Origin of the sequence: Streptomyces sp. NPDC001868 (assembly GCF_040297125.1) — a bacterium.
Classification (GTDB): domain Bacteria; phylum Actinomycetota; class Actinomycetes; order Streptomycetales; family Streptomycetaceae; genus Streptomyces.
The window spans coordinates 193,826-210,157 of sequence record NZ_JBEOYO010000006.1 but is presented as its reverse complement, the minus strand read 5'-3'; the positions used below and the strand labels follow the sequence as shown (position 1 = coordinate 210,157).

The window sequence follows — 16,332 nt, the reverse complement described above, 5'->3', positions numbered from 1 at the left end:
CGGCTCTCCCGACCACCACTGGCCTGGTTCGACTCACGGCGGGCTCCGGGTCACCGGCCCGGGTCACCGGCCCGGGTCGGCCCCCGGCGGGCTTCCGACCGCCGTCCCGGCTCCGCCCGGCGCCACGGACCCTCACGCTCCGGCGCCGACGACCTGTCGCACCCCGACCGGTCAGGGCGGTGCACGACCACGACCTCCTGACGCCGTGCCAATTGTCAGTGGTGCCCGCTTTACTGGACCCCATGAGCATCACGCAGCTCCTCGCCGTCATCGATCGGCTGTGCTCCGCGGACTTCCCGGCGGAGTCCGGCCGGTCGGACGTCGGCACGGCCGGACCGGGCTGGCATGTCGCCGAGTTACGGACGAGCGCCGACTTCTGGGAGGACGACGGGACGCGGCGTGAGGAGACCGAGGAGCAGTACGAGGCGGAGCGGGACGCCCTGTCGGAGCGGCTCGCCGAACGCTGGGGCGCCCCGGACGTGTTCAGCCTGTGGAGCGTCCTCGACCGGTCCATGGACGGCGAGGACATACCCGAGCCCTGGGCGGTGCTCAGCTCCCACGTCCCGGACGTGCATCTGTGGCGGGCCGACGGCCGCTGGGTGGCCCTCGGCGTCTCCCAGTGGGACAAGGAACTGCCGTTCCAACTCATCGCGGTGATCACGGAGACAGACCCGCCGTGACGGCACGACGCGAGGCGTCCGACCCCGGACCGACCCCGCAGGCCGGGCCTCCGCCGACCGACCCCGCCGGTCAGGCCTCCGCCGCCACCCGCAGCCGCCCGAACTCCTCCGCCATCGTCGCCGCCGTCCAGTGCGCGTTCAACCCACTGGGGTTGGGCAGGACCCACACGCGCGAGGCCCCGATCGTCCGCTCCTGCGGCCCGATGGCGGCCTTGCTGTCATCGAAGGCGGCCCGGTAGGCGGTCACACCGACCACCGCGAGCCAGCGCGGCCGGAGCCGCTCCACCTTGGCGGTCAGCAGGCGTCCGCCCTCGACGTACTCCTCGGCCGTCAGCTCGTCGGCCCGCGCCGTGGCCCGGGCCACGACATTCGTGATGCCGAGCCCGTACGACGGCAGCTCGCCCTGCTCGGAGGGCTTGAACAGCCGCGGAGTGAAGCCGGACAGGTGCAGGACGGGCCAGAAGCGGTTGCCGGGGCGGGCGAAGTGGTGGCCGGAGGCGGCCGTCATCAGCCCCGGGTTGATGCCGCAGAAAAGGACCCGGAGGCCGTCCGCGGTGACATCCGGCACCAGCCGGTCGCGGGCGGCCTCCAGCTCGGCCTGGGTGTAGCGAGTCAGAGGATCGCTCCCGGCGTGTAGCCGGCGGCCTCCGGGCGCTGCTTCACGATCTCCTCGATACGGGCCACGACGACGGCGACCTGGTCGGCGGCGGCACCTGTGAAGGAGAGCTTGTCGGCCATCAAAGCGTCCAGCTGGGCACGGTCCAGCGGGATGCGGTCGTCGGCGGCGAGCTTGTCGAGCAGCTCGTTGCGCTCGGCGCCCTGCTCGCGCATGGCGAGCGCGGAGGCGACGGCGTTCTCCTTGATGGCCTCGTGCGCGACCTCACGGCCGACGCCCGCGCGCACCGCGCCCATCAGCACCTTGGTCGTGGCGAGGAAGGGGAGGTAGCGGTCCAGCTCACGCGCGACGACGGCCGGGAACGCGCCGAACTCGTCGAGGACGGTCAGGAAGGTCTCCAGCAGACCGTCCAGCGCGAAGAACGCGTCCGGCAGCGCGACGCGGCGCACCACCGAGCAGGACACATCGCCCTCGTTCCACTGGTCGCCCGCCAGCTCGCCGGTCATCGAGGCGTAGCCGCGCAGGATGACCATCAGACCGTTGACGCGCTCGCACGACCGCGTGTTCATCTTGTGCGGCATCGCGGACGAACCGACCTGACCCGGCTTGAAGCCCTCGGTCACCAGCTCGTGCCCGGCCATCAGCCGGATCGTCTTGGCGATCGACGAGGGCGCCGCCGCCACCTGGACGAGAGCCGTCACGACCTCGTAGTCCAGCGAGCGCGGGTAGACCTGGCCGACCGAGGTGAACGCCTGCGCGAAGCCGAGGTGCCCGGCGATCCGGTCCTCCAGCTCCGCCAGCTTGGCGGCGTCCCCGCCCAGCAGGTCCAGCATGTCCTGGGCCGTGCCCACCGGGCCCTTGATCCCGCGCAGCGGGTAGCGGCCGAGCAGCTCCTCGACCCGGCCGTACGCCACCAGCAGCTCGTCGGCGGCCGTCGCGAACCGCTTGCCGAGGGTGGTCGCCTGCGCGGCCACGTTGTGCGAGCGGCCCGCCATGACCAGCTCGCCGTACTCACCGGCGAGCTTGCCGAGGCGCGCCAGCACCGCCACCGCACGGTCCCGGATCAGCTCCAGCGAGAGCCGGATCTGCAGCTGCTCGACGTTCTCGGTGAGGTCGCGGGAGGTCATGCCCTTGTGCACGTGCTCGTGCCCGGCGAGATCGTTGAACTCCTCGATCCGCGCCTTCACATCGTGCCGCGTGACCTTCTCACGCTCGGCGATGGAGGCCAGGTCGACGGTGTCGAGGACCCGCTCGTAGTCGGCGAGCGCCTCGTCCGGCACCTCGATGCCGAGGTCCTTCTGCGCCCGCAGCACGGCCAGCCAGAGCTGCCGCTCCAACCTCACCTTCTGCTCGGGCGACCAGAGCGTGGCGAGCTCGGCGGAGGCGTAGCGTCCGGCGAGGACGTTCGGGATGCGGGGCTTGGCTGGCGCGGAAGTCACGTGTACGGATTCTACTGGCGATTCGTGCAGGTGAGCGCCGACCCCCTCTTCAGAGGAACCTACGAAGAGGAGTTCGGCGCGTCGGCCAGCTCCGCCAGGATGTCCCCGTGGCACAGCTCAGGCGCACACCAGCAGGCCAGTGTCTTCCCGCGCAGCTCCGGGACCAGGGCCAGGAGGTCGGGGTCGGCCGTGAGGTACTCGCGGTACTTCGCCATGACCTCGTCCCGGGTCCCGTCGCGTTTCTTCTTCTCGGTGTCGTACTGGAACGGGTTGAAGAGCGGGTGCTGCGGCAGGTCCCAGTGGCCCATGGTCCAGCGGCGGCCGATGTACACGAGGTCGCTGGGGGCGTGCTCCAGCCGGGGGCCGAAGTCGCGGATACGGCCCTTGAGGTTGATCACTGTCGTGGACACGGATGCCTCCCGGTACGGCGGCTCCCCACGCTAGCGGCCCCTCGTACGGCGGCAACTCGGGCGACGAACCACCCGCCGTCGCGCTACGTGAACGACCGGCTGTCGTACTGGGCGCGCTTGAGCGTGGGCATGAGGCGGAGGGCGTTGTCACGGTTGATGCCGCGGCGTTGGCGGTGGGTGAAGACGGGGTCGGTCTCGATGGCTGGCACCGTGAAGCCGGTGATGATGTCGGCGGAGGCGGCCGGCCAGTCGGTGCCGAAGAGGATCCGGTCGGCACCGGCGGTGGCCACCAGAGTGCCCGAGGGGGCCAGCGGGCCCGCTGTGTCGTAGTAGAAGCGGTGGAGATAGTCCTGCACACGGGCGGCGTCGAGGGGCGGCGTGCAGAAGCTGCCGAAGGCCTTCATGCGGGTGGCGATCTGCGGGAGGAACCCGCCAGCGTGGGGCAGGACGACCGACAGGCGCGGGTAGCGGTCGAGTGCGCTGGTACGGATCAGGTTCACGGCGGCGCGCGTGGAATCCAGCAGGAAATCGCACATGAAGTTCGGAATCCCGGGGACGGTGGGCACGCCGGGTGGTCCGCCCGGGAGGTCGAGCGGGTGGGTGATGAGGACCGCGGCGCGTTCGTCGAGTTCTGCGAGGAAGCGGTCGTAGGAGGGGTCACCGAGGTAGACACCGTTGTAGTTGGCCTTCACGCTGACTCCGACGGCACCGAGCTCGTCGAAGGCGCGCTTGAGTGCCCACGTGGTCACGTCGGGATGGTCCAGGACGGCAGGGCTGAGGACCGCGAAACGGCCCGGGTGCGCGGCCATCAGGTCGGCCAGTGCCTCGAAGACGACGGTGAGGCCTTCCCTGGCCTGCGCGGCGGAGCGGTACCGGTCCTGCATGGTCGGGTTGAGGACCGCGGTCGCGATGCCCACCCGGTCCATCAGCGCCAGAGTGGAGTCCAGATCCCAGCGCGCCCACCACGGCAGTTCCTCCCGCCGCACCAGGCCCTCACGCTCGGCCCAGTCGACCCATGCCGGAGCGGTGTAGTGGTGGTGGACGTCGATCCTTCCCCGGCCGCCGTCGTCACCGCTCTGCGAGCCCTGCGGCGCCGCTTCCTCCCTGGCCAGAGCACTGGCCCCGCCCGTCGCGGCGACGGTGGTCGCCACCGCGCCACCGGTGATCAGCAGACTGCGCCTACTCATGGCCTCGGTCGATTCCGGCATCCGCGTATCCCATCCGTAGCTCCAGCTGGCTGCACCACGATGGCCCGGCGACGGGTCTGCGATCAGCACGGCGTGCCCTGTTCGAGGCCGGTTACCTCGGACGGACGCGGCTCAGCTCGGATGTGTGACCGGTGGCGACGGCGGATCGCCGAGCCGGCCGTTGGCGGTCTGGCTGTCAGTGGTCTGGGAGGGGCAGCACAGGAGCTGCTTCGGCGAGGTGCTCGTGAACGCGGATGTCCCGGCAGTCCTGTTCCAGCCACTCGACGGGCAGTCGTTCGTCCGTAGAAGTCCGGATCGTCCTACACGGCCAGGTCCTCCAGCGGCCTCATCGCGCCGCCGCGCGCGTCGGGCCGAAAGCGTCGGCGAGGCTGGTCAGGATCGAGCCGGACCACCTGCTCTCCCCGAACACGCCGACCGGCATGGCGAGCACGCCGCACTCACGCCGGAGGGTCTCCGCCGGTATGCCGACCGGGAAGAAGTAGTTGCCGGGACACGTCCGGCTCGCCGTGGGAATCGCCCCGAGCACCTCGTCCGGCAACCGTTCGAACAACCGCTCAGCCCGTGCGGCCAGTTCGCCGACGACCTGCCGGGGTACGTCGCTGTGCTCGGTCAGCAGGCGGTCGGCGAGCCTCAGCTGAGCCGGCGTCGGCGGATCCGTCCGGAACGCTTCGGCCAGTTCGGCGTGCGCCGGGCCCAGCAGGACCACGCCGAATGTACGGGGCCACAACCATCCCTTGGTGACCGAATGCAGCAGGACCGCGCGACCGGTGTCCAGCAGTCGCCGTGTACCGGCAGCGAAGGGGGCTCCCAGGTCGTAGACGCTGTCGATCAGCAGGCGGCGGTGCGGTGATTCCCGCAACCACGACAGCACCGCGGCGCACTCGGCGTCGGACAGGTACCGGCCGAGCGGCTTGCTGGGGTTGGCGAGCAGCAGGTATTCGGGCAGGTCGTCCGCCGGCGGTCCCGGCAGGGCCGGCGCCGGCAGCGTCGGGTAGGACGCGGGCGCCAGGCCCGCGGCGCGGGCCAGTTCGAAGTAGACCGGGTACACGTCGCTGGGCAGCCACAACCGCGCCCGCACGGCGCGCAGCCAGGGGAACACCACACCGAGCCCGTGCCGGACCCCTCGACAGACCATGGCGCGGCCGGACCACTCTTCCGGCAGCTCGAAGCGCCGCAGCCAGGCACGGGCGAGATCGCACCGGTGCACCGTACGTACGTCGGCCGGTGGTTCCGGTCGCAACGGAGCGAGCGCCCGGTACACGTTGGTCTCGGCGGCGTCCAGAAGCGACGAGGAAGCACCGAGTTGCCGCAGCCGGAACTCCTGGAAGTCCTGGAAGTTCTGCAACTTCTCGAACTTCTCGAACTCCTGGAACTTCTCGAACCTCATGCCGTCGCGCCTTCCGGCACGATCTCGCTGGCCCGGTCCTCCAGGGAGGCGTAGCAGCGCCCGTCGGCCATGACGTTCCAGCTGCGCGCGATCCCGTTGGTGCGTTCCCAGAGCAGGCTGGGCTCGGTGTAGGCGGCGATCCGCATCGGCCGTCCGTCCCAGCTGCCGTGGTAGACCGGCGCGCCCCAGGGCAGGCGGCTCGCCAGGTCGAAGCCGTGCCGCTCGGCGAACTCGGTGACGACGGACAGCGAGACCTGGTGCTCCCGGCTCCAGACGTTGGCGGCGCGGTCGAAGTAGAGCGACTCTGTGCTGGTGGAGACGTAGAGCTCTTTGAAGCAGACTTCCTCGACACCGAGAGCCGCGGCCCACGAAAGGTAGCCGGCTACCTCGGCCGCGTCGGCGACGCCGCCGTGCTGGAGTACGCAGATCAGCCTCATCCGCAGCCCCGGCCAGCGGTCACGTTCCACGCGCCAGGTGTCGATGACAGAGCTCACCGGCGTGCGCAGCATCATCAGCCGCTCGTTGACGGCGTCGTCGTGATGGTGCCGGGAGACCGCCAGCACGCTCAGGCCCGCGGTGCTCAGGGCGGCGAGGCGGTCGGCCCGCTCAGCGTGCCCGCCTTTCGCCAGGGTGTGCGCGTTGGTGATCAGGACGACCTTCGGGAAGGCCGCCGAACAGGCGGACACCAGTCGCAGTTGCTGTTCGAACGGTATGAGCGTGGGCTCCCCGCCGCCGGTGATCACCGCACGCTCGGCCCCCGCCGCACGGGCGCGCTCCAGCCACTGGGCGACCGCGTCCCACGGGACCCGTGCCGGCGTTTGGTCGCTGGAGATCGAAGCGGAGGAGAAGCAGAACGAACACCGGGCCTGGCAGGCGGAGGCGACCGGCAGAAGCGACACCGAGCGCGGTCGCGTGTCGGCGTAGCGACGCAGTGCCGATCCGTGCAGGTGCAGGGAGGCCGCCATCGCGTCCTCGACGGTCGTCGGGCGGAGAGTGAACTCGTCGCCTGTGTGGTCGAGTTCGTGGACCGCCGACAACCGGATACGAGCCTCGTGCAGTTCCATGCCGAGACCGGTCGACACATTGGGCACCAACTTGTCGGGATCCACCGTGGTTTCCAGCACCAGCGGCCGGTCGCCCGCGATGGCCAGACGGTCCAGCAGGCGTCGCGCCTTGCCGATGCCGATCCCCAACTCCGCACGGGTCAGCAGGTGGAACCGGTCGGGATAGGTACTCTCCGGAATCCCCGCCTTACCGTAAGCGAAGGCGTACTTGTCGAAGCCCTTCGCGAAGTTCGACAGCACGATGACGTGGAAGCGCTGGTCGCCATGGTTCATCCCGTCATGATGCATGAACGGGATCCGGACGCCATGGGCCGAACCGCAGGTGCCGACGGCGCGGCGGCGGACCGGTGACACGTCGGAGCGGGTCGGCTCAGGTTGCTTTCTCGTAGCGGGGTCAGGGCCCTACCTGGCGCCAGTCCGTCACAGGGCCGGGATTCGTGTGGTCCACAGGGGTGATCCAGAAGGCTTTGCCCAGCTCGGCGCTGAACTGGGCGCCTGTGCGGCCGTCTCCCGAGGAGCGGCCGGTGAGGCGGCGGGCGATCCACGGCAGGAGGTGCTGCCGGGCGAACCGGGCGTGGGCGATCTGGCGGGCGGTCCAGCCGGGCGGCGGTGTCACGGGCATCGGTGTGTGCCACTCCGGGTCCTCCGCCTCGTGGCCCAGCGCCTGCCAGACCGCCTCGGCGACCCGGCGGTGCCCGTCGGCCGTCAGATGCAGCCGGTCCACGTCCCACATGCGGGGATCGGCCAGCGAAGGCGCGCCGTACAGGTCGACGACGAGGGCGCCGTGCCGGGCGGCCAGGTCGTCTACACAGGCGAACAGTTCCTCCATACGCGGCCGGAACCGTTCCAGGACGGGGCCCTGGCGGCCGGGGCTGCGCATCAGGACGAGCTGCTTGCAGGAGGGGGCCAGGCGTTCCACGGCCTCCTCCAGCAGGCCGCGCACCCGGACCATGTCGCACTTGGGCCGGAGCGTGTCGTTCAGGCCGCCGACCAGGGTGATCACGTCCGGCTCCAGCGCGGCGGCCACGTCCACCTGCTCGGCGACGATCTGGCCGATCAGTTTCCCGCGCACCGCGAGGTTGGCGTACCGGAAGCCGGGCGTCCGCGCGGCCATACGGCCGGCGAGGAGATCCGCCCAGCCCCGGTAGGAGCCGTCGGGGAGGAGGTCGGACATGCCCTCGGTGAAGGAGTCGCCGACCGTGACAAGGCTGGAGTAGGTGGGATTCGTCTGCATGGCGACAGAGATGATATCCCGTGCACATACCCGTCGGTCGGTCGGCTCCGTCCCCCGCGGGACACGGTAGGCCCCGTGAGGCCGGGAGGCCCCGTGAGGCGCGGGGAGGCCCCGGGGTCCCGCTGGGAGGCCCCGCGGGACCCCGCGAGACGCCGTAGGGCCCCGCGAGATCCCGTGGGACCTCAGACGGCCGGCTGGCCGAACAGCTCCCGCAGCACGTCCTCCATGGTCACGATGCCGGCGAGCCGGCCGTCCTCGCCCTGGACGGCCGCGAGGTGCGTCCGGCTGCGGCGCATCGCGCTGAGCACGTCGTCCAGCGGTGTGGTCTCCCGGACGCGGGCGATGGACCGCATGTCCCGGACGGAGAACGGCACGTCGCGCGGGGTCGCGTCGAGCGCGTCCTTCACATGGAGGTAGCCCACGATCCGGCGCCCCTCGTCGACCACGGGGAAGCGCGAGAACCCGGACTCGGCCGACAGCCGCTCCAGCTCCTCCGGGGTGACACCCATGCCCGCGTAGACGACCCGCTCCAGCGGGAGCACGACATCGCGCACGGGCCTGCGGCCCAGCTCCAGCGCGTCGCGCAGCCGCTCCTGCGCGCGGTCGTCGATGAGTCCGGCCTCGCTGGAGTCCCGGACCAGACGGGCGAGTTCGGTGTCCGAGAACGTCGCCGTGACCTCGTCCTTCGTCTCGATCCGCATCAGCTTCAGCAGGGCGTTGGCGAAGGCGTTGACCGTGAAGATCACCGGGCGCAGCGCGCGCGAGAGCGTCACCAGCGGCGGGCCGAGCAGCAGGGCGCTGCGCACCGGCTCCGCGAGGGCGATGTTCTTGGGCACCATCTCGCCGAGCAGCATGTGCAGATACGTGGCGAGCGCCAGGGCGATCACGAAGGACACCACGTGGCCCGCGCCCTCCGGCACACCCACCGCGTGGAACAGCGGCTCCAGCAGGTGCTCGATCGCGGGCTCCGCGACCACACCGAGGACCAGGGTGCACAGGGTGATGCCGAGCTGCGCGGCGGCCATCAGCGCCGACACGTGCTGCAGACCCCACAGCACGCTGCGCGCCCGCCGGTCGCCCTGTTCGGCGTACGGTTCGATCTGGCTGCGGCGCACCGAGATCAGGGCGAACTCGGCGCCCACGAAGAAGGCGTTGACGACCAGCGTCGCGAAACCGATCAGCAGCTGGACGGCGGTCATCGCGTCCCCTCCTCGTGCTTCTCGTGCTTCATGTGCTTGTCGTGCCGCTCTCGCTTCACGGGTTTCTCGTACTCCTCGTGCTCCTCCTCGGACGCGACCGGCGCGTGCAGCAGCACGCGCGCGGCCCGGCGCCCGGCGGCGTCCACCACGTCGAGCCGCCAGCCGACGACCTCGACGGTGTCCCCGACGGCCGGAATACGGCCCAGCTCGGTGGCGACCAGGCCCGCGAGGGTCTCGTACGGCCCGTCCGGCGCGCGCAGGCCCACCCGGGCCAGCTGATCGGTGCGGGCCGAGCCGTCGGCCGAGTACAGCTCGCGGCCGTGCTCGTCCGTGCCGACGGGGGCCAGATCGGGGGTCTCGTGCGGGTCGTGCTCGTCCCGTACCTCGCCGACGACCTCCTCGACGATGTCCTCCAGCGTCACGACGCCGGCGGTCCCGCCGTACTCGTCGATGACGACGGCCATCGTGCGCTTGCCCGAGAGCCGGTCCAGGACCCGGTCGACGGTCAGTGACTCGGGGACGAGCAGCGGCTCGCGCAGCAGCTCCGCGACGGAGGTGCGCAGCCGGCGCTCGGCGGGCACGGCGAGGACGTCCTTGATGTGCACGGTGCCCACGACCGAGTCGAGGCCGCCGCGGTAGACGGGGAAGCGGGACAGGCCGGTGGCCCGGGTCGCGTTCGCCACGTCCTCGCAGGTCGCCTGGGCGTCGAGGGCGATGACCTGGACGCGCGGGGTCATCACGTTCTCCGCGGTCAGGTCGGCCAGGTTCAGCGTCCGCACGAACAGCTCGGCGGTGTCCGCCTCCAGGGCACCCTCCCTGGCCGAGTGTCGGGCGAGGGCCGCCAGCTCCTGGGGGCCGCGCGCGGAGGCCAGCTCCTCGGCGGGCTCGATGCCGAAGAGGCGTACGAGACGGTTGGCGGTGTTGTTGAGGTGGGAGATGAAGGGCCGGAACGCGGCGCTGAACCAGCGCTGCGGGTTCGCCACCTTCTTCGCCACCGGCAGCGGCGCGGAGATCGCCCAGTTCTTGGGCACCAGCTCGCCGACGACCATCAGCACGACGGTCGACAGGGCCGTACCGATGACGAGCGCGACCGAGCTGGACGCGGAGTGGGGCACACCGACCGCCTCCAGCGGGCCCGCGATCAGCTTGGCGATGGACGGCTCGGCGAGCATGCCGACCACCAGGTTGGTGACGGTGATGCCGAGCTGGGCGCCGGACAGCTGGAACGTCAGATTCCGTACGGCCTTGAGGGCGCCGGCGGCACCCCGCTCGCCGCGCTCCACGGCCCGCTCCAGCTTGCCGCGGTCGACCGTGGTCAGCGAGAACTCGGCGGCGACGAAGGCACCACAGATCAGCGAGAGCAGCACCGCCACCAGAAGGAGGAGCACTTCGGTCATCGGGTCACCTCCGTCCCATGATCGGACAGGGGCGGGAGGATCGCGCGATGTCGTGCACCGGCTCGGGTACCTGGGGTACCGGGTCGGGTACTGGGAGGCTCGCCCATGGGCGGACGCTCACAACCTTTCCGTAGAGGTTGACGGGATCCACCCATGGTAAAGGATCGGCAAAAAGGGTCAGACCCCGAGCGGCTTCACCCAACGCCGCCACTTCTCCTCGGGCGCGTACCCCGCCGCCCGCCACGCATGTTGGGCCGTCTCGTTGCGAACGAGCACCATCGCGTCGCCGCGCCGCCCGCCGAGCCCGACGAACCGCTCCTCGGCCGCGGTGAGCAGCGCCGAGCCGATGCCCCTGCGCCGCCGCTCCGGATGCACCGCGAGCCGGTACAGATGGCACCGCCAGCCGTCGAAGCCGGCGATGACCGTGCCCACCAGCTCGCCGTCCAGCTCGGCGAGGATCAGGGTCTCGGGGTCACGGGCCACCAGCCGCTCGACGCCCCCACGGTCGTCGCTGATGCTCGTGCCCTCGGCGGCCACCTTCCAGAAGGCGAGGACGGCGTCGAGATCGTCGGGCGTCGCGTTCCGTATACGCAGATCGGTCATGGCGGGATCCCACCACGAGGGTCGGACGGCGACCTGGAATTCCAGGATCCGGACAGTGCCCGCGCGGGGGAGAACCCGCGCAGATCTCGCACCGGCGCGACCGGATCCCGTGTCCGCCTGACCGGATCCCACACCCGGCCCGGCCGGACCCCGCATCCGGCGCGACCAGATCCTGGCCCGGCCCGACCGGATCCCTGACCCAGCCCGACCGGATCCCACACCTGGACCGGCCCCTCGCGGCCGGCCCGCCCCCGCTCGCGTCACCTGCCCCGCAGCGCCTCGACCACCTTCGCGAAGACCTCCATGTTCGGTTCCAGGACGGTCAGATACGAGAATCCGTACCGCTCCCGCTGTGCCAGCACCTGTTCGACGATCTCCTCCAGGGTCCCCACGAGGACCAGCGGCAGCTGGAGGACCTGCTCCTCGCTGAGGTTCGGGAGATGGCTGAGCCACGGCCGTACGGCGGCCCCCCGGTCCTCCGTGAGCTCGACGATCTGGACCAGCAGATTGAACTCGGCCGGTTCCTTCCGCCCGGCGGCGAACTCCCGGTAGCGGCCGACCCGTTCGTCGAGTTCCCCGGCGGTCAGCGGTTCCAGCTTGCCGCCCGCCGCCGTCCGCGCGCCCGTGAACGCCGCGATGTCCGCGTGCTCGGCGGTGATCCGCAGCATCCGGTCGCCGTTGGCGCCGATGAGCAGCGGCACCCGGGGCCGCTGCGCGGGACGCGGCTCGTGCTCCTCGGAGCCGAGCAGCCGGTCCAACTCCTCGACCGTGCGCAGCAGATGGTCGACGCGCTCACCCGGCGACCCCCACGGCAGCCCGGCCTTCTCGTGCTCGGCAGGTACGTACCCGGTGCCGAGCCCCAGCTCCAGCCGCCCGCCGGTCAGCGCGTCCGTGGTGGCGACCTCGCGTGCGAGCAGCGTGGGGTTCCAGAAGCCCGTGTTCAGCACGAACGTGCCGACCCGTGGCCGCTCGGTCGCGTCCGCCGCGGCGACCAGGGACGGGAAGGGGGCCGGCATGCCCAGATGGTCCGGGACCAGGATCACGTCGTATCCGAGCTGTTCGGCGCGGCGGCACTTGGCGCGCCACTCCTCGGCCGACGTGGGGCTGAGCAGATTGACGCCGAAGCGGAACGGGCGCGGCATGAACTCTCCTCACCTACAAGGGACTTGAGCCGACAACCCGGTGAGTACATCACTCGTGGGCGATGGCCGCCAGCACGTTCATCCGGGACGCGCGCAGCGCGGGCAGCAGGGCCGCCACGACACCCACCACCGCCGAGCCGATCACCACGGCGACGACCGTGCCCCACGGGATCGCGAGCGCCTTCATGCCCTGCAGCGCCAGTACCTGCTGGACGCACACGCCCCAGATCAGACCCAGCACGAGCCCGAGGACCGCTCCGAACACGGCGATCACCACCGACTCCAGCCGGATCATCCGCCGCAACTGCCGCCGGCCCAGCCCGATCGCCCGCAGCAGCCCGATCTCGCGGGTGCGCTCGACCACCGACAGGGCGAGGGTGTTGACCACTCCGAGCACCGCGATGACGATCGCCAGGCCGAGCAACGCGTAGACCAGATAGAGGAGTACGGCGATCTGGTTGCGGATCAGCTCCTTGTAGTCGGCCTGGTCGCGGACCTGGACCTGGGGATACGCCTCCAGGGTCCGCTCCAGGTTCGCGCGCAGCTCGTCCGCGCCGACGCCGGAACCCGCGTTCACGTACAGCGACGAGTCCTGGCCCTCGGGCACGTACTTCTCGATGGTGCCCATCCCGAAGTACAGCCCGCCCTGCATCCCGAAGCCGTCCGCGGTGTCCTGGTCGGTGAGCGCGGCCACCTTCAGCTCGGCGTTCTCCCCGGCCGGGAACCGGACGGGGATCGTGCTGCCGATCCGCACGCCGTGGTCCCGCGCGAAGTCCACGTCCATGGCGATGGCGCCGTCCGCCAGCGCGGCGGCGCTGTCGCCCTCGGCGTAGGTCACGTTCGCGACGTCGTCGAGTTTCGGGTCGTAGGCCGCGGCGGTCGTCTCGACCCGCTCGCCGTCCGGCAGCCGCACCGCGACCGGGGTGAACCGCTGCCGTACGACGAGGCCGGCGCCGTCCGTGGCGCGGACCTTGTCGGTGACCTCCTGCGGGAACGGCATGAAGTTCTGGTTCTGGATGACGAAGTCGGCGCCCAGGGTCTTGTCGATCTCGTCGTCGAAGGACTTGGCCATCGACGCGCTCGCCACGGACATCCCGGCGACCAGCGCGATCCCCACCATCAGCGCGGCGGCGGTGGCCCCGGTCCGGCGCGGGTTGCGCAGGGCGTTGCGCTGGCTCATCCGGCCGACGGAGCCGTACAGCGCGGGGAACGCGCCGCCGAGGACCCGGATCACCGGCCGCACGAGCAGCGGTCCCGCGATGACGGTCGCGACGAGGGTGAGGACCACGCCGAGGCCGAGCAGGGAGGCCGCCGAACCGGTGTCGGTCGCCGTCGCGCAGCCCACGAGCGCGGCGGCACCGGCCGCCCCGACGACCCCGCCGACGATCGCGCGGACCTTCAGGGGCCGCCCCACCCCGGCGATCTCGGCGTCCGAGAGCGCCGCCATCGGCGACACGGTCGACGCCCGCCGCGCCGGCAGATAGGCCGCCACGAAGGTGACGCCGAGCCCGACGACGTACGCCGCGATCGGCGTGCCCACGCCGATCACCATCTCGGCCGAGCTGAGGTTCATGCCGAAGGCGCCCATGAGCTCGATCAGCCCGAAGGCCAGGGCGATGCCCGCGGCGAGGCCGAGCGTCGACCCGACCAGGCCGAGGAGCGCCGCCTCGGTGAGCACCGACCGTCGTACCTGCCGCCGGTCGGCGCCCAGCGCGCGCAACAGGCCCAGTTCCCGGGTGCGCTGGGCGATGAGCATGGAGAAGGTGTTGACGATGAGGAAGACGCCCACGAGCGTGGCGATGCCGGCGAATCCCAGCATCACGTACTTGATGACGTCGAGGAATCCGCCGAGCGAGGCCGCGGCCGACTCGGCCTGCTCGTCGGCGGTCTGGTAGTCGTACGCCGTCGGCCCCAGCTCGTCGGCGATCCGCCGCTTGAGCACGTCGTCGCTCACACCCGGTTCGGCGGTCACCGAGATGGTGGTGGCGGCGTCGGGGTCGCCCAGCAGTTCGGTCTGCGCGGCCCGGGTGTCGAGGAAGACCAGCGCGGCGCCGGGGTTGGTGGTGGTGAAGGTGGCGATACCGACGATCTCCACCTTGAAGGAGCCCGGCTGGGCGAGCACCGTCAGGGTGTCGCCGATCTTCACGTCCTTGTTCTTCGCGGTGTCCGCGTCGAGCAGCGCCTGACCTGGGCCCTCCGGCGCGTGCCCGTCGGTGAGCTTCACCGGGCTGCGGTCGGTGACGTACCAGTTGGTGGCGATGGTGGGGGCGCCCGTCGTCGGCCCCACCGACTCGTTCTCGCTGTCGACGACCGTGACGTTCTCGACGGCCGCGTCGACATGGGTGTCCGCCACGCCGTCGATGCCCGCGACCCGCTGCGCGAGCGAGGCGGGCACGGTCTCCACGGCCCCGGTCGGCAGTTGTCCCGACAGGTCGTCGTCCTTCGGGCCCACGGTCACATCGGCGGAGGTGGAGGCGAAGAGCCGGTCGAAGGTACGGGTGACCGTGTCCGAGAAGATCAGACTGCCCGCGACGAACGCCACGGACAGGACGACCGCCAGCGCCGAGAGCAGCAGCCGCCCCTTGTGCGCGAGGAAACTCCGCAGGGTCGCCTTGAGCACGGCCTCAGTCCTTGTCGAGGTCGGTGGGCGCGGGGGCCGGGGCGCCCTCCGGGTCGAGGGCCCCCCGGATCGTGTCGAACCGCTTCATGCGCTCCAGGACCGCGTCGGCGGACGGGCGCTCCATCCGGTCCACGATCCGTCCGTCCGCGAGGAAGAGCACCAGGTCGGAGTGGGCGGCGGCGCCCGGGTCGTGGGTGACCATGACGACCGTCTGGCCCAACTGGTCGACGGCCTCGCGCAGGAAGCCGAGAACTTCGAGCCCGGCGCGGGAGTCGAGGTTGCCGGTCGGCTCGTCGGCGAAGATCAGTTCGGGCCGGGAGGCGAGCGCGCGGGCGCAGGCCACGCGCTGCTGCTGGCCGCCGGAGAGCTGGGACGGGCGGTGCTTGAGCCGGTCCCGCAGTCCGAGGGTGTCGATGACCTGGTCCAGCCATTTCTCGTCGGGCTTCTTGCCCGCGATGTCCATCGGCAGGGTGATGTTCTCGGCCGCGTTGAGCGTGGGGATCAGATTGAAGGACTGGAACATGAAGCCGATCCGGTCCCGGCGCAGCCGGGTCAGGTCGCGCTCCTTCAGTCCGGTGATCTCGGTGTCCCCGAGCCACACCTGTCCGGCCGAGACGGTGTCGAGCCCCGCCAGACAGTGCATCAAGGTGGACTTCCCCGAGCCCGAGGGGCCCATGACCGCGGTGAAGCGGCCGCGCGCGATGTCCACGTCGACCGAGTCGAGGGCGAGAACCGTCGTCTCGCCCGAGCCGTACGCCTTCGTCAGACCCCGGGCACGGGCGGCGATGCCCTCGGCTTCCGCGCGGCCGAGGGTGTGCTCAGCGGCAGCAGTGGACAAAACGGCCTCCAGGCTCGAACCAGTTCGAATTCCGGGCGTTCCCGGCCGAGCCTAGTGTGACTCAGGGCACAGCAGGAATCCTCCCGAAGTCCCAGGCCGTCTCCGCCGCAGGTCGGGCTTCCGGTATCGGTGTAAGGGGCAACGGCTCGGGCCCGTAGGGGTGGTGCGCGGCGAAGGCGCCCTTGCCTCTGCTAGCACTCCGGCGCTAGCGTCGAACCATGGCCAAGACCCAGCTGAACGTACGGGTGGACGAGGACACGGCCCGAGCCGCCCGTGAACGAGCCCTGGAGCGCGGGATGAGTGTGAACCGGTACATCGAGGAGTTGGTCCGGCAGGACACCGGCGAGGCGGGCCACACCTTCGTCGAGTCCGCCGCCGACTTCATGAAGCAGTACGAGGCGGTCTTCGCCGAGGAGTTCGATGGGGGTCCCCCCGCCCGAGCGAAGTCGAGGGTGGGGGAGGAACCCGAAGGTCGACGCGAGGGACGTCACTGAG

The 16,332-nt window shown here is 71.1% G+C and carries 15 protein-coding genes; 2 read left to right on the top strand and 13 right to left on the bottom strand.

Features of this window, described 5'->3' with window-relative positions; genetic code table 11:
- The first annotated feature begins 242 nt into the window (after positions 1–242).
- Positions 243–680: a hypothetical protein gene (locus ABT147_RS10070; protein ID WP_351403893.1), complete on the top strand. Its 438-nt coding sequence runs from the start codon at positions 243–245 to the stop codon at positions 678–680.
- A gap of 70 nt (positions 681–750) precedes the next feature.
- Here ABT147_RS10070 and mug read toward each other — a convergent pair whose 3' ends face one another.
- The 13 genes from mug to ABT147_RS10005 all read right to left on the bottom strand — a co-directional run bounded on the left by mug (position 751) and on the right by ABT147_RS10005 (position 15,837).
- The gene (gene mug, locus ABT147_RS10065; protein ID WP_351403891.1) at positions 751–1,248 is read right to left on the bottom strand and encodes a G/U mismatch-specific DNA glycosylase; all 498 of its coding nucleotides are present in this window, start codon (positions 1,246–1,248) and stop codon (positions 751–753) included.
- A gap of 44 nt (positions 1,249–1,292) precedes the next feature.
- The gene (gene purB / locus ABT147_RS10060; RefSeq protein ID WP_351403889.1) at positions 1,293–2,735 is read right to left on the bottom strand and encodes an adenylosuccinate lyase; all 1,443 of its coding nucleotides are present in this window, start codon (positions 2,733–2,735) and stop codon (positions 1,293–1,295) included.
- A gap of 59 nt (positions 2,736–2,794) precedes the next feature.
- A complete protein-coding gene (locus ABT147_RS10055; protein ID WP_351403887.1) occupies positions 2,795–3,145 on the bottom strand; it encodes a DUF4326 domain-containing protein in 351 nt (116 codons plus the stop codon).
- Between the two features lie 83 nt (positions 3,146–3,228).
- Entirely contained in the window at positions 3,229–4,332 is a 1,104-nt protein-coding gene (locus ABT147_RS10050; protein WP_351403885.1) for an amidohydrolase family protein, read from the bottom strand.
- A 346-nt stretch (positions 4,333–4,678) separates the two neighbouring features.
- Entirely contained in the window at positions 4,679–5,740 is a 1,062-nt protein-coding gene (locus tag ABT147_RS10045; protein WP_351403883.1) for an aminotransferase class I/II-fold pyridoxal phosphate-dependent enzyme, read from the bottom strand.
- The gene (locus ABT147_RS10040) at positions 5,737–7,077 is read right to left on the bottom strand and encodes a radical SAM protein (RefSeq protein WP_351403881.1); all 1,341 of its coding nucleotides are present in this window, start codon (positions 7,075–7,077) and stop codon (positions 5,737–5,739) included. The genes ABT147_RS10045 and ABT147_RS10040 overlap by 4 nt, the downstream gene beginning before the upstream one ends.
- A 121-nt stretch (positions 7,078–7,198) precedes the next feature.
- The gene (locus ABT147_RS10035) at positions 7,199–8,038 is read right to left on the bottom strand and encodes an SGNH/GDSL hydrolase family protein (protein WP_351403879.1); all 840 of its coding nucleotides are present in this window, start codon (positions 8,036–8,038) and stop codon (positions 7,199–7,201) included.
- Between the two features lie 182 nt (positions 8,039–8,220).
- Positions 8,221–9,237 carry a hemolysin family protein gene (locus ABT147_RS10030; protein ID WP_351403877.1) on the bottom strand — a complete coding sequence of 339 codons (1,017 nt, stop codon included), beginning with the start codon at positions 9,235–9,237 and terminating at the stop codon, positions 8,221–8,223.
- Positions 9,234–10,634, bottom strand: a complete 1,401-nt coding sequence (locus ABT147_RS10025; RefSeq protein ID WP_351403875.1) for a hemolysin family protein — start codon at positions 10,632–10,634, stop codon at positions 9,234–9,236. Before ABT147_RS10025 ends, ABT147_RS10030 begins: the two co-directional genes overlap by 4 nt.
- A 177-nt stretch (positions 10,635–10,811) precedes the next feature.
- The gene (locus ABT147_RS10020) at positions 10,812–11,237 is read right to left on the bottom strand and encodes a GNAT family N-acetyltransferase (RefSeq protein ID WP_351403873.1); all 426 of its coding nucleotides are present in this window, start codon (positions 11,235–11,237) and stop codon (positions 10,812–10,814) included.
- 260 nt (positions 11,238–11,497) lie between these two features.
- Positions 11,498–12,379 (bottom strand): LLM class F420-dependent oxidoreductase, encoded by an 882-nt coding sequence (locus ABT147_RS10015; protein ID WP_351403870.1) that lies wholly within the window; start codon positions 12,377–12,379, stop codon positions 11,498–11,500.
- Positions 12,380–12,428: 49 nt separating this feature from the next.
- Positions 12,429–14,999, bottom strand: a complete 2,571-nt coding sequence (locus ABT147_RS10010; RefSeq protein ID WP_351403868.1) for an ABC transporter permease — start codon at positions 14,997–14,999, stop codon at positions 12,429–12,431.
- Between the two features lie 4 nt (positions 15,000–15,003).
- Positions 15,004–15,837, bottom strand: a complete 834-nt coding sequence (locus ABT147_RS10005; RefSeq protein WP_351403866.1) for an ABC transporter ATP-binding protein — start codon at positions 15,835–15,837, stop codon at positions 15,004–15,006.
- Positions 15,838–16,055: 218 nt separating this feature from the next.
- Between ABT147_RS10005 and ABT147_RS10000 the strand changes: the two genes are divergently transcribed.
- Positions 16,056–16,331, top strand: a complete 276-nt coding sequence (locus ABT147_RS10000) for a toxin-antitoxin system HicB family antitoxin (protein WP_351403864.1) — start codon at positions 16,056–16,058, stop codon at positions 16,329–16,331.
- Position 16,332 lies beyond the last annotated feature (1 nt).